The organism is Allobosea rubneri (assembly GCF_032464875.1).
GTDB lineage: Bacteria > Pseudomonadota > Alphaproteobacteria > Rhizobiales > Beijerinckiaceae > Allobosea > Allobosea rubneri.
Genome location: NZ_JAWDID010000012.1, coordinates 101,750 through 114,572, shown reverse-complemented (window position 1 = coordinate 114,572; position 12,823 = coordinate 101,750). Strand labels below are relative to the sequence as shown.

General features: G+C 67.6%; 10 protein-coding genes. 2 read left to right on the top strand and 8 right to left on the bottom strand.

The genetic code is table 11. From position 1 onward, the window contains the following. Window positions 1-84 precede the first annotated feature (84 nt). Window positions 85-654: a DUF2239 family protein gene (locus tag RKE40_RS10670; protein ID WP_316018220.1), complete on the top strand. Its 570-nt coding sequence runs from the start codon at window positions 85-87 to the stop codon at window positions 652-654. On the opposite strand, the gene eda is transcribed toward RKE40_RS10670, so the two are convergent. The 8 genes from eda to RKE40_RS10630 all read right to left on the bottom strand — a co-directional run bounded on the left by eda (window position 651) and on the right by RKE40_RS10630 (window position 9,169). Further along, entirely contained in the window at window positions 651-1,301 is a 651-nt protein-coding gene (gene eda, locus RKE40_RS10665; protein WP_390893311.1) for a bifunctional 4-hydroxy-2-oxoglutarate aldolase/2-dehydro-3-deoxy-phosphogluconate aldolase, read from the bottom strand. The two genes, RKE40_RS10670 and eda, sit on opposite strands and share 4 nt — an antisense overlap. A 104-nt stretch (window positions 1,302-1,405) precedes the next feature. Next, window positions 1,406-2,095 carry a 6-phosphogluconolactonase gene (gene pgl, locus RKE40_RS10660; RefSeq protein WP_316018218.1) on the bottom strand — a complete coding sequence of 230 codons (690 nt, stop codon included), beginning with the start codon at window positions 2,093-2,095 and terminating at the stop codon, window positions 1,406-1,408. Beyond that, entirely contained in the window at window positions 2,092-3,600 is a 1,509-nt protein-coding gene (zwf, locus tag RKE40_RS10655; protein ID WP_316018217.1) for a glucose-6-phosphate dehydrogenase, read from the bottom strand. Before zwf ends, pgl begins: the two co-directional genes overlap by 4 nt. Window positions 3,601-3,859: 259 nt before the next feature. After that, window positions 3,860-4,615: an ABC transporter ATP-binding protein gene (locus RKE40_RS10650; protein WP_316018216.1), complete on the bottom strand. Its 756-nt coding sequence runs from the start codon at window positions 4,613-4,615 to the stop codon at window positions 3,860-3,862. Then, complete coding sequence (locus tag RKE40_RS10645; RefSeq protein ID WP_316018215.1) at window positions 4,612-5,451, bottom strand: ABC transporter ATP-binding protein; 840 nt, start codon at window positions 5,449-5,451, stop codon at window positions 4,612-4,614. The genes RKE40_RS10650 and RKE40_RS10645 overlap by 4 nt, the downstream gene beginning before the upstream one ends. A 5-nt stretch (window positions 5,452-5,456) precedes the next feature. Continuing rightward, window positions 5,457-6,374: a nickel transporter permease gene (gene nikC, locus RKE40_RS10640; RefSeq protein WP_390893309.1), complete on the bottom strand. Its 918-nt coding sequence runs from the start codon at window positions 6,372-6,374 to the stop codon at window positions 5,457-5,459. A 5-nt stretch (window positions 6,375-6,379) separates the two neighbouring features. Continuing rightward, window positions 6,380-7,447, bottom strand: coding sequence for an ABC transporter permease (locus tag RKE40_RS10635; protein ID WP_316018213.1), 1,068 nt, complete (start codon window positions 7,445-7,447; stop codon window positions 6,380-6,382). Window positions 7,448-7,579: 132 nt separating this feature from the next. After that, on the bottom strand, window positions 7,580-9,169 hold the full coding sequence (locus tag RKE40_RS10630) for an ABC transporter substrate-binding protein (protein ID WP_390893308.1): 1,590 nt from the start codon (window positions 9,167-9,169) through the stop codon (window positions 7,580-7,582). 254 nt (window positions 9,170-9,423) lie between these two features. Between RKE40_RS10630 and RKE40_RS10625 the strand changes: the two genes are divergently transcribed. After that, window positions 9,424-12,810 (top strand): transglutaminase family protein, encoded by a 3,387-nt coding sequence (locus tag RKE40_RS10625; RefSeq protein ID WP_316018211.1) that lies wholly within the window; start codon window positions 9,424-9,426, stop codon window positions 12,808-12,810. Window positions 12,811-12,823: the final 13 nt, after the last annotated feature.

Sequence of the window (12,823 nt, the reverse complement as noted above, 5' to 3'; positions counted from 1 at the left end):
TTGTCGGATGCCAAATATCACCCGGGCAATATTGACTCAATGAATTTCATCCGGGTAATTAATCCGCAACCACGGAGCCCAATGATGACCGACACCGCCGACCACCCCTGCACCGCCTTCGATGGCGAGGCCCTACTGGCGCGCGGGCCGCTGGCTCAGGTCGCGCTCGCGGTACGGGCACGACTGGCCGAACGCCCGGATGCGAGCCTGCTGACTTTCGACGATGCAACGGGACGGGTCATCGACCTCGATCTGCGCGGCTCCGAGGCGGAGATCGTGGCGCGGCTTGGCGGCGGCGAACCGCGCGGGCGCGGCCGGCCGAAGCTCGGCGTGGTGGCGCGCGAGGTCACCTTGCTGCCGCGGCACTGGGAGTGGCTGTCGGCCCAGCCGGGCGGCGCCTCGCAGGCACTGCGGCGGCTCGTCGACGAGGCGCGACGCGGCGATGGCGGGCAGACGCAGGCGCGTATCGCCCGCGAGACCGCCTATCGCTTCATGTCGGCGATGGCCGGGGACCTGCCCGGTTTCGAAGAGGCGTCACGCGCCCTGTTCGCCGGCGACGAGGCCGGGTTCAGGGATCATGCGGCAAGCTGGCCCGGCGACATCCGGACCTATGCGCAGGAGCTCGCGTTCAGCCGCCTGCGTAGGGCGGACTAGCCGCGCAGCTCCGCAACCTTCTCGCGCGCTTCGCGGGCGAGCTTGGTCACCTGCGCCCAGTCGCGGTTCTTCACCGCGTCGGCCGGGACGAGCCAGGACCCGCCGACGCAGAGAACCTGCGGCAAGGCGAGGTAGTTGCCGAGATTGGCGAGCGAAACGCCGCCGGTGGGGCAGAACTTCATCTGCGGGAACGGGCCGGAGAGCGCCTTCAGGCCGGGCACGCCACCGGCCTGCTCGGCCGGGAAGAATTTGCAGTGCAGACGCCCCGCCGAGACGGCGCGCATGCAATCGGAGGCCGTCGCGACGCCCGGCAGCCAGGGCAGCCCGGTCTTCTTCATCGCCTCGTCGACGCTTTCGGTGAAGCCGGGGCTGACCACGGCGCGGGCCCCGGCATTCTGCACCTCGGCCGCCTGGGCCGGCGTCACCACCGTGCCGGCGACGGGCAGGATGCCAGCTACCTTCTTCGCTACGACCTCAAGCGCGGCCATGGCGGCCGGGCGGCGCAACGTGATCTCGATCACGTCAATGCCACCGGCGAGCAGCGCTTCGGCCAGCGGAACGGCGATCTCCGCCTCATCGATGACAACGACGGGCACGACGCCACAGGCGCCGAGGCGCGCGATCTCGGGGGCGGTGGACATCGACATCTCTCCTGATCTCTCCTTCAGCCCTCATCCTGAGGAGCGCGCTGTAAGAGCGCGGCTCCTCAGGATGAGGGCTGAGGATGTTCGCTGCTTCTCTAGGAGCCCGCTTAAGCCTTCGCCCAGTAGACGTCGAGCCCCTGCGGACCGCCGAGCAGCAGTCCGACCGGGAAGGCTCCGGGCAATTCGACCGCCGAGGCCAGAACCTCATCCTTCTCCTGGCCGGAAATCAGCAGGCAGACATGCTCGGCGCCGCGCAGCCGCGCCGGCGAGAGCGAGAGCCGCGGCGGCAGGTCGGGCGGGCTCGCGGCGATGGCGTGCACGCCGGGGCCGGCCGACAAGCCGCGCTCGTCGCCGGGAAAGAGCGAGGCGATGTGGCCGTCCGCCCCCATGCCGCTGACCACGACGTCGAGCGCCGGCAGGCCGGCGAGCAGACGGTCGAGGCTGGCGGCGGCGGCGGCGAGATCGTCGCCGGCATTGTGGAAGGAGACGAAGCCGGCGCGCCCGTCGCGCAAGGGCGCGAAGGCGGCGCGGATCATCCGCTCGTTCGAGGCGGGATCGCTGGGGGCGACGAAGCGCTCGTCGGTCGGCAGCACCGTGACCTTCTCCCAGGGCAGCTCGTGCTCGCCGAGGGCTGTGAGGAAGCGCGCCGGCGTCGTGCCGCCGGGCACGGCGAGAAGCGCCCTGCCCCGCGCGTCGATGCAGGCGCGCAGCCTGACAGCGACGGCCTCGGCCAGTGCCGCGGAGGCATCGGCCAGCGTCTCGAAGCGATGGCGCAGCAACGGGCCGGCAGCGCTCATTCGCCGAACTCCGGATCGGCCCAGGAGCGGCCCTCGCGCTCGATCAGCCCGATCGACTGCGACGGGCCCCAGGAGCCGGCGGCATAGCGATGCGGCTGGGGATAGTATTCCTGCCAGCCGGCCAGGATCGGGTCGATCCAGGTCCAGGCCTGCTCGACCTCGTCGCGGCGCATGAACAGGGTCTGGTCGCCGCGGATCACGTCGGTCAGCAGGCGCTCATAGGCGTCGGGCGTACGCACGTCGAAGGCGGTCTCGTAGCGCAGGTCGAGCTGGCGCGGCACGATCTTAAGCTTGCCGGAGCCCGGCACCTTCATCATCAGCTGCATCTGCACGCCGTCATTGGGCTGCAGGCGGATGACGAGGCGGTTGGCGTCGAGGCGGCCGCAATCGGCGGCATGGCCGAAGATCGAATGCGGCACCGGTTTGAAGGTGACGGCGATCTCGGAATAGCGCTGCGCCATGCGCTTGCCGGTGCGCAGATAGATCGGGACGCCGGCCCAGCGCCAGGTGTCGAGCTCGCAGCGGATCGAAACGAAGGTCTCGGTGTTGCTGGCGTGGCCGAGTTCCTCGGCATAGCCCTTGACCCTCTGGCCCTCGATGGCGCCCGGCCCGTACTGGCCGCGCACGGTCCAGCGCTGGACATCGGGGCCGACGATCGGCCTGAGCGCCTTGAGCACGCGCACCTTCTCGTCGCGCACCGCATCGGCCTCGAGCAGGTTCGGCGGCTCGATGGCGAAGAGGCAGAGCAGTTGCAGGACATGGTTCTGGACCATGTCGCGCAGATGCCCGGCCTTGTCGTAATAGCCGGCGCGGGATTCCAGCCCGACCGTCTCGGCCACGGTGATCTGGACATTGTCGATGTCGCGGCTCGACCAGGAGCGCTCGAACAGCGTGTTGGCGAAGCGCAGGACGAGCAGGTTCTGCACCGTCTCCTTGCCGAGATAATGGTCGATCCGGTAGGTCCGGCTTTCCGGCAGGATGCGGGCGACGGCGTCGTTGATCGCCCGCGCGGAGTGAAGATCGCGCCCCAGCGGCTTCTCCAGGATGACGCGTGAGGTCGGCGTCAGGATGCCGGCCGCCGCGAGATTCTCGCAGATCGGTATGAACAGGTCCGGCGGCGTCGAGAGATAGAAGGAGCGAACATGCTCGGAATCGCCGAGCGCCTCCTTCAGCGCGCCATAGGTCTCGGGCTTCACGGCATCGAGCATGACCATGGTCAGGCGGCGCTGGAAGGCGGCGATGCGCTCGGGCGACAGGCCCGCCGCGGCGAGCTTGTCGGCGATCTCGCGCGGGATGCCCTCGATATCCTCCTGCTTGCGGACGATGCCGAGGATGCGGCTCTCGGCCGGCAGCACGCCTTCCTCATTGCGCTGGGCCAGCGCCGGAAAGAGCTTGCGCAGAGCAAGATCGCCGCCGGCGCCGAAGATCACCAGGTCGAAGGGCGGCACCGGCGTGCGCTCGGGCGCAGCCTCCGGCTTCAGAAGGCGTTCGGCGATGGCATCCATGACGGCATACTCCTGGGCGGCCCGACGCGCGGTCGGCGCGCATTCTATCCGCTCGACCCGTTCCGCGGTCGAACGAAATGCGCGCGCCAGTCGAACCGAATCCTGCGACGACAATGCGACCAAGCACGCAGCTTGCCAAACGCTTTGGGTGGCAGGGCCCCTATGCCGTCCTTGCGAGGAGCGAAGCGACGAAGCAATCCAGGGGCGGCAGAGCTCTACGTCCCGCTGGATTGCTTCGCTACGCTCGCAATGACGGGGTCTACCCCGCCCGGCGAAAGCCCTCGCTCGCGATCAGCAATTGCCGGGCATAGTCCGTCTGCGGCGTGCGGGCGGCGAGCGTTTCGGCGCTCATCTCCTCGACACCGCGGCCGAACTGCATGACCAGCAGCCGCTCGCACATATGCGCGACGACGGCGAGATCGTGGCTGACCAGGATGTAGGTGAGCTTGCGCTCCTGGCGCAGCGCCTGCAGCAGGTTCAGCACCTCGGCCTGGATCGAAACGTCGAGCGCCGAGGTCGGCTCGTCGAGTAGGAGGATCGTCGGCTCCAGCACCAGAGCGCGGGCGATGGCGACGCGCTGGCGCTGGCCGCCGGAGAGCTGATGCGGGAAGCGGAAGCGGAAGGAGGACGGCAGGCCGACATCCGCCATGGCGCGGGTGATCTTCGCCTCGGCATCGCGGATGCCATGGATGGCGAGCGGCTCGGCCAACGTATCGTCAACGGTTTTCTTCGGGTGCAGCGAACCGTAAGGGTCCTGAAAGACCATCTGGACGGCACGGTAGAAGGCTCTGTCGCGGATCTTGGGCTGGCGCTTGCCGAGGATATCGACCTCGCCACTCCAGTCGCGGTTGAGACCGGCGAGCACGCGCAGCACCGTCGACTTGCCCGAGCCGGACTCGCCGACGATGCCGTAGCTCTCGCCCGGCGAGACCGCGAAGGAGAGGTCCTTCACCACATGGGAGTCGCCGAAGGAGACGTTGAGCCGCTCGACGTTGATCGCGGAGTTCGTGCTCATGCCAGCCATGCCGGGTCGCGGGTGAGGGTCGCGAGCTTTTCGCGGGGATGGTCGAGATCGGGCAGGCAGCCGAGCAGCCCGCGCGTATAGGGGTGCTGGGCCCGGTCGAGTTCCTGCGCCGGCAGGGTCTCCATCGCCTTGCCGCCGTACATGACGATGACCCGGTCGCAGAACGACTTCACCAGATGCAGGTCGTGGCTGATGAAGATCAGCCCCATGCCGCGGCTGGAGACGAGATCGTCGAGGATCTTCAGGATCTGAAGCTGGACGGTGACGTCGAGCGCCGAGGTCGGCTCGTCGGCGATCAGGATCTCCGGCTCGGCGATCAGCATCATCGCGATCATGACGCGCTGGCCCATGCCGCCCGAGACCTCGTGCGGATAGAGCCCGTAAACGCGGGCGGGCTCGCGGATCTGCACAGCCTCCAACATGGCGAGGCTGCGCTCCTTCGCTTCGCTCGCGCTCGCCTTGTGATGGACGCGATAGGCTTCGGCGATCTGGTCGCCGACGGTCTTGACCGGGTTCAGCGAGAACTTCGGGTCCTGCATCACCATGGAGATGTGGCGGCCGCGCAGTTTGCGGCGGCTGCCCTTGTCCATCGCCGTCAGATCCTTGCCGCGGAACTCCATCCGCTTGGCGCTGACCACGCCGGGATGCGGGATCAGGTCGAGGATGGCGCGGCCGGTCATCGACTTGCCGGAGCCGGATTCACCGACGATGCCGAGCCTTTCGCGGCCGAGCGTGAACGACAGTCCACGCACTGCATTGACGATGCCGGTCGGGGTGTGGAAGTCGACGCGCAGGTCGTCGAGCGTCAGCAAAGCTTGTTCAGACATGCCGCTCACCTCGCATCCAGCACGTCGCGCAGCCCGTCGCCGAGCAGGTTGAAGCCGAGGGCCACGACGCAGATGGCGATGCCCGGGAAGGTCGCGACCCACCACTGGTCGAAGATCTGCTCGCGGCCGGTCGAGATCATCGCGCCCCATTCCGGGATCGGCGGCTGGGCGCCGAGGCCGAGGAAGCCGAGGCCAGCCGCGATGATGATGACGCCGGCCATGTCATAGGTGGTGCGCACGATCAGCGAGGGCACGCACATCGGCACGACATGCTTCAGCACGATGCGCATCTGGCTCGCGCCCTGCAGGCGCATCGCCGAGATGTAATCGGCATTGCGGATGATCATCGTCTCCGCCCGGGCGACGCGGGCGTAGGGAGGCCAGGCGGTGAAGGCGATGGCGATGACCGCGTTTTCCAGCCCCGGCCCCAGCGCGGCGACGAAGGCGAGCGCCAGGACGAGGCGCGGGAAGGCGAGGAAGACGTCGGTGATGCGCATCAGCACCGTGTCGACCCAGCCACCGAAATAGCCGGCGGCGCAGCCGATCAAGAGGCCGAGCGGCCCGACCGTGATCACGACGAGCATAACGATCACCAGCGTGACGCGGGTGCCGTAGACGACGCGGCTGAAGATGTCGCGGCCGAGCGCGTCAGTGCCGAACAGGTGCTTGGCGGACGGCGCCAGCAGGCGCTGGTCGAGCGCCTGGGCGAGCGGATCGTGCGGCGCGACCAGCGGCGCGAAGGCCGCCAGCAGCAGCAGGGCAAGGACGATCAGGAGGCCGACCATGGCGGCCGGATTCTTCCTGAAGGCGAGCCATTGCCGGTAGAGCTGGCCGAGCTTGGCCTGACGACGCGATTCCGGCGAGGTCGTGGTCAGCCAGGCCTGCCAAGTGACGGGGGCGGAGACTTGATCGCTCATGGCCATCCTCCTCAGCGCGCCCGCGGGTCGGCCAGCCGGCCGAGAATGTCGGAGAACAGGTTGACCGCGATGAAGACGGCGCCGACCACCAGCGTGGCGCCGAGCACCGCGTTCATGTCGGCGTTGAGCAGCGCATTGGTGAGATAGCGGCCGAGCCCCGGCCAGGCGAAGATCGTCTCGGTCAGCACCGAGCCTTCGAGCAGGTGCATGTAGGAAAGCGCGATCACGGTGACGAGCGGCACGAAGGCGTTGCGCAGCGCATGGCCGCAGACCACCCGCCATTCCGAGAGCCCCTTCACCCTTGCTGCCACGACATATTGCTGCTGCAGCTCGGTGATCATGAAGCTGCGGGTCATGCGGCTGATATAGGCGACGGAGAGCAGGCCGAGCACGGACGCCGGCAGGATCAGGTGCCAGAACGCGTCCACGACCGCTTCCCATTCACCCTGCATCGCCGCATCGAGCATGACGATGCCGGTCATCGGGGTGACGAAATCCTGATAGGCGACCGAGAGGCGCCCGGGCCCTGCGACCCAGCCGAGCTTGGCGTAGAACAGCAGCAGGCCCATCAGGCCGAGCCAGAAGACGGGGATCGAGTAGCCGATCAGGCCGATCACGCGGGCGACCTGGTCGATCCAGCGGCCCTGGTTGACGGCGGCGAGGATGCCGAGCGGGACGCCGAGCGCGACACCGATCAGCGTGCCGAGTGTCGCCAGCTCCAGCGTAGCCGGAAACACCGTCTTGATATCGTCGGTGACCTTCTGCGCGGTCAGCACGGAGGTGCCGAGATCGCCGCGGAAGACCTTGCCGACATAGATCGCGAACTGCTCCCAGAGCGGCTTGTCGAGGCCGAGCTCGAGCCGCGCCTTGTCGTAGACATCGGCGGGTGCGCGGTCGCCAACCACGGCGAGGACCGGGTCGATCGGCATCACGCGGGCGATCAGGAAGGTCACCAGCAACAGGCCGAAGATCGTGATCGCGACCGTGGTCAGCTCGCGGCCGAGGATCCTGCCCCAGCGCAGGGCCCGGTTGCCGGATCGGGAAGCGGCAGGCGGTGTCGGTGCGGTAGTCGAGGCCATGGGCGGCTCCGTTTCTTGTTCTTGGCTCTTCTTGTTGTTTTTGGGCTTTCGCTGACGCCGCCTCGCGTCAAAGCAGAAAACCCGCCGCAGCCTCCTATCGGGCTACGGCGGGTTGCGGCGGCGACAGACGCCTCAGTTCTTGGCGATCGGCGCGTAGAAATTGGTGTCGGAGCTCGGTCCGATCACCCAGTTGTCGACGTTCTTGCGCTGCGCCGAGACTTCGACCTGCTGGAACATGATGACGAAGGGCGAGACCTTCTGGTGTTCGCGCTGCAGATCGCCATAGACGGCGGCGCGCTTGGCCGCATCGGTTTCAAGCACATTCGCCTGCGTGACCTTGGTCATCTCCGGGATGTCCCAGGCATTGCGCCAGGCCAGCGTCTTCGACTTGGCGTCCTCGCCATTGTTCTCGTTGATGGCGAAGGTCTCGGCATTGGTGTGCGGATCGAGATAGTCCGGGCCCCACTGGCCGATATAGATGTCATGGGTGCGGGCACGGTACTTGGTCAGCGTCTGCTTGCCGTCGCCCGGGATGATCTCGAGCTTGATGCCGGCCTGGGCCCAGGTCGACTGGATCGCCTGGGTAATGTCGGTGATCGGATTGACCGAGCGGGTGTCGATGGTGACGGTGAAGCCGTTCGGCAGCCCGGCCTTGGCGAGCAGCTCCTTGGCCTTGGCGACGTCGAGCTTGTAGGGCTTGTCGTCGATTGCGCCGAGGAAGCCCTTGGGCAGGAACGCCTCGTGGCCCTTATAGGTGCCCTCGACGATGTTCTTCTCGATCGCGTCGTAGTCGACCAGCCATTTCAGCGCCTCGCGTACCTCGGGCTTGGCGAGGTTCGGGTTCTTCTGGTTCAGGCCGAGATAGAGGATGTAGCCCTTGTCGCCCTGGACGATCTCGACATTGGCGTTGCCCTTGACCGCGGCAAGCTGGTCCTTGGAGAGGTTGCGGGCGATGTCGATGTCGCCCTTCTCCAGCAGCAGGCGCTGCGAGGCCGGCTCGGCGACATGGCGGACGATGACGCGCTTGGTCTTGGGCGCGCCCTTGTACCAGCCCTCATTGGCGTCGAGCGCATATTGCTCGTTCGGACGATAGGCGCGGACCTTGTAGGCGCCCGAACCGGCCGAGGCCAGCTTCAGCCAGCCATTGCCCCAGTCGCCATCCTTCTCATTGGCCTTGACCAGCTTGGAGTCGACGATCGAGGCGACGCCGGAGGTCAGACAGTTCAGGAAGAAGCTCGGCGCGAACGGCTTGGAGACGGTGATGACGACGGTGTTGTCGTCGGCGGCTTTCACCTTGTCGAGCACCGTGTCCTTCGTCAGGCCGAACTGGGTGAGGATGAAGCCCGGCGACTTGTTGAGCGTCACGGCGCGCTGGAAGGAATAAACCACGTCGGCGGCGGTGAGCGGGTTGCCGGAATGGAACTTGACGCCGGGCCGCAGCTTGAAGGTGTAGGTCAGGTTGTCGGGACTGACGGTCCAGCTCTGGGCGAGCTCGCCGATCAGCGCGTTGTTGTTCTTGAGGTCGACGCCGATCAGCTTGTCGTAGAGGTTGGTGACGACCTCGACGCCGGAGAATTCGAAGGCCTCGGCCGGGTCGAGCGTGATGATGTCGTCGATCTGCTTGGCCATGACGATGGTGTCCTTCGGCGTCTGGGCCTGGGCCGTCGAGGCCATCAGGACGGCGAAGGCCGAAGCCGCCATCAATTTCGCGACATGACGCATGGAAATCCCCATTGTGCGGTTTTGCGGGCGCTCGGGTGCCCGTTGGGGCGCAATGTGGAGCCAGAGCGGGGCGGATGTCCAGCGCCTCGCAATGCGTCCAAAATGCCCCGCCAGGACTGCTCGCTTCTTGCGCATACGAAGCGGGTTTCCGGCGCATTCTTGCGCAAGGACGGGCTTGCTCCGGTCCACTCCCCGATTATCGTGGACAGGTCAGGCCGCCCGGCCCGGCGAACCCTGAACGCAGGCGCCCGCCCTTGGCCATCATCGCTGCTCTGCATCACGTCACACATTACCGCTACGACCGGCCGGTCACGCTCGGGCCGCAGATCATCCGCCTGCGTCCGGCCCCGCATTGCCGCTCGGCGGTGCAGAGCTATTCGCTGAAGGTCACGCCGGCGCAGCATTTCGTGAACTGGCAGCAGGATCCGAACGGCAACTGGCTCGCGCGCTATGTCTTCCCGGAGCCCGTCAGCGAGTTCCGGATCGAGGTCGACCTCGTCACCGAGCTCTCGATCATCAACCCCTTCGATTTCTTCGTCGCGACCGAGGCCGAGAACTTCCCCTTCGCCTATCCCGAAGAGCTGCACGACGAGCTCGCGCCCTATCTTGTCACCGAGACGGCGGGACCGCTGCTGAGCGGGCTTCTCGCGACCATCCCGCGGGAGAAGACCAACACCGTCAACTTCATCGTCGACCTCAACGCACGTCTCCAGAAATTGATCGCCTATGGGATCCGCATGGAGCCCGGCGTGCAGGAACCGGAGCAGACGCTGACGCTGAAGGCGGGCTCCTGCCGCGACACCTCCTGGCTGCTCGTCCAGATCCTGCGCCATCTCGGCCTCGCCGCCCGCTTCGTCTCCGGCTACCTGATCCAGATGAAGGCCGATATCGACCCGCTGGAAGGGCCGCGCGGCACCGACAAGGACTTCACCGACCTGCACGCCTGGGCCGAGGTCTACATTCCCGGCGCAGGCTGGATCGGGCTCGACCCGACCTCGGGTCTGCTTACCGGCGAGGGCCATCTGCCGCTGGCTGCGACGCCGCACTACCGCTCGGCCGCGCCGGTCAGCGGCATGGCGAGCTATGCCGAGACGCAGTTCGACTTCGAGATGGAGGTGACGCGCGTCCACGAGGCGCCGCGCATCACCCTGCCCTTCTCCGACGAATCCTGGACACGGCTCGATGCGCTCGGCGAGCAGGTCGAAACCGACCTTGCAGCGCAGGATGTCCGCCTCACCATGGGCGGCGAGCCGACCTTCGTCTCGATCGACGACCAGTCGGGCGAGGAATGGAACACCGCCGCCGTCGGGCCGACAAAGCGCCAGCGCGCCGATGTGCTGATCCGGCGGCTGCGCGAGCGCTTCGCGCCGGGCGGCATGCTGCATTACGGCCAGGGCAAATGGTATCCCGGCGAGAGCCTGCCGCGTTGGGCGTTCGCCCTGTACTGGCGCCAGGATGGCGTGCCGATCTGGCGCAATGCGGCGCTGATTGCGCGCGAGCCCGGCGCCCTCACCGGCAGCGACCGCGAGCATGAGGTCGTGCCGACGCCGGCCGCCGTCGAGACGCTCGCGACGGGCCTCGCCGAGCGGCTCGGCATCGGCCCCGATCATGTGCTGCCGGCCTATGAGGATACCGGGCACTGGCTGGTGAAGGAGGGGCAGCTACCCGCCAATGTCGACCCGCTCGACCCGAAGCTCTCCGACCCCGAGGAGCGCGCCCGGATGGTGCGGGTCTTCGAGCGTGGCCTCGACAAGCCGAGCGGCTACGTCATCCCGGTACAGCGCTGGCAGGCAGCGGCGAACGACCGCCGCTGGCGCTCCGAGAAATGGAAGCTGCGGCGCGGCAAGCTCTTCCTGGTGCCGGGCGATTCCCCGGTCGGCTATCGCCTGCCGCTCGGCTCGCTGCCGCATCTGCCGAAGAGCGACTATCCGCACATCCACCCGCAGGACCCGCTGGAGCCGCGCGGCCCGCTGCCGGGCTCCTCGGCCGCGGCTCCGGCTCCGCCGGCGGGAATCAGTGCCGTCGCAGCTGCGCCTCCCGCGAGCCCGATCCAGCCGTCCCGCACTGTCGATAGTGCCGGTCCGACCGCACGGCAGGACGTGGTCGAGCAGGACCTCACGGCCGAGGCGGTGCGCACCGCGCTCAGCATCGAGGTTCGCGACGGAGTGCTCTGCGTCTTCCTGCCACCGGTCGAGCGGCTGGAGGATTATCTCGACCTGATCGCCAGCATCGAGGCCGCCGCCGAGGAGAGCGGCCAGCCGGTGCATATCGAGGGTTATGCGCCACCGCACGATCCCCGCCTTGCGGTCATCAAGGTGACGCCCGATCCCGGCGTGATCGAGGTCAACGTCCATCCGGCGCGAAACTGGGCGGAGGCGGTCGCGATCACGCGCGGCGTCTATGAGGACGCAAGGCAATCGCGGCTCTGCGCCGAGAAATTCATGGTCGACGGGCGCCATACCGGCACCGGCGGTGGCAACCATGTCGTGCTCGGCGGCATCACCCCCGCCGACAGCCCATTCCTGCGCCGACCGGACTTGCTCAAGAGCATCGTGCTCTACTGGCAGCGCCACCCGTCCCTGTCCTACCTGTTCTCCGGCCTGTTCATCGGCCCGACCAGCCAGGCGCCGCGCATCGACGAGGCCCGGCACGACCAGCTCTACGAACTCGAAATCGCGCTGGCGCAAACGCCGGGGCCAGGCGAGCCGGCGATCCCGCTCTGGCTGGTCGACCGGCTCTATCGCAACCTGCTCGTCGACGTCTCCGGCAACACCCACCGCACCGAGATCTGCATCGACAAGCTCTATTCGCCGGACGGGCCGACCGGTCGGCTCGGGCTGATCGAGTTCCGCTCCTTCGAGATGCCGCCGGATGCGCGGATGTCGCTCGCCCAGCAATTGCTGATCAGGGCGCTGGTCGCCTGGTTCTGGCGCATGCCGCAGCGCGGCAGGCTGGTGCGCTGGGGCACGGCCCTGCACGACCGGTTCATGCTGCCCGAGATGGTGGCGCAGGATTTCCGCGAGGTGCTCGATGACCTCGCCGGCGCCGGCTACGCTTTCGATCCAGCTTGGTTCGCCGCGCAGCAGGAGTTCCGCTTCCCGTTCTTCGGCAAGGTCGCCCAGGGCGGCGTCGAGCTCGAACTGCGGCAGGCACTCGAGCCCTGGCACGTCATGGGCGAGGAAGGCGCGATCGGCGGTACGGTGCGCTATGTCGACTCTTCAGTCGAGCGCCTGCAGGTCAAGGCCAGCGGCCTCGTGCCCGGCCGGAACGTCATCACCTGCAACGGACGGGCGCTGCCGATGAGCGAGATCGCTTCGGGAGTCGCTGTCGCCGGGCTGCGCTTCAAGGCGTGGCAGCCGGCCTCGGGCCTGCACCCCACGATCCCGGTGCATGCGCCGCTGACCTTCGACATCGTCGACATATGGGCCGGCCGCTCGCTCGGGGGCTGCGTCTACCATGTCGCCCATCCCGGCGGGCGCAACTACGAGACGCCGCCGGTGAATTCCTACGAGGCCGAGGCGAGAAGACTCGCCCGTTTCGAGGCGATCGGCCATAGTCCCGGTCCGCTGGCGATTCCCGCCGAAGAGCGCAATCCGGAGTTCCCCATGACCCTCGATTTGCGTCGCCCGATCGGGGCCTAGAGTATGGCGCGGA

Bases quoted from the DNA above. Each gene is read 5' to 3' on its own strand.
- RKE40_RS10630 (WP_390893308.1), bottom strand. From the start codon at position 9,169: ATGCGTCATGTCGCGAAATTGATGGCGGCTTCGGCCTTCGCCGTCCTG.
- RKE40_RS10670 (WP_316018220.1), top strand. From the start codon at position 85: ATGACCGACACCGCCGACCACCCCTGCACCGCCTTCGATGGCGAGGCC.
- zwf (WP_316018217.1), bottom strand. From the start codon at position 3,600: ATGGATGCCATCGCCGAACGCCTTCTGAAGCCGGAGGCTGCGCCCGAG.
- RKE40_RS10650 (WP_316018216.1), bottom strand. From the start codon at position 4,615: ATGAGCACGAACTCCGCGATCAACGTCGAGCGGCTCAACGTCTCCTTC.
- RKE40_RS10645 (WP_316018215.1), bottom strand. From the start codon at position 5,451: ATGTCTGAACAAGCTTTGCTGACGCTCGACGACCTGCGCGTCGACTTC.
- pgl (WP_316018218.1), bottom strand. From the start codon at position 2,095: ATGAGCGCTGCCGGCCCGTTGCTGCGCCATCGCTTCGAGACGCTGGCC.
- RKE40_RS10635 (WP_316018213.1), bottom strand. From the start codon at position 7,447: ATGGCCTCGACTACCGCACCGACACCGCCTGCCGCTTCCCGATCCGGC.
- eda (WP_390893311.1), bottom strand. From the start codon at position 1,301: ATGTCGATGTCCACCGCCCCCGAGATCGCGCGCCTCGGCGCCTGTGGC.
- nikC (WP_390893309.1), bottom strand. From the start codon at position 6,374: ATGGCCATGAGCGATCAAGTCTCCGCCCCCGTCACTTGGCAGGCCTGG.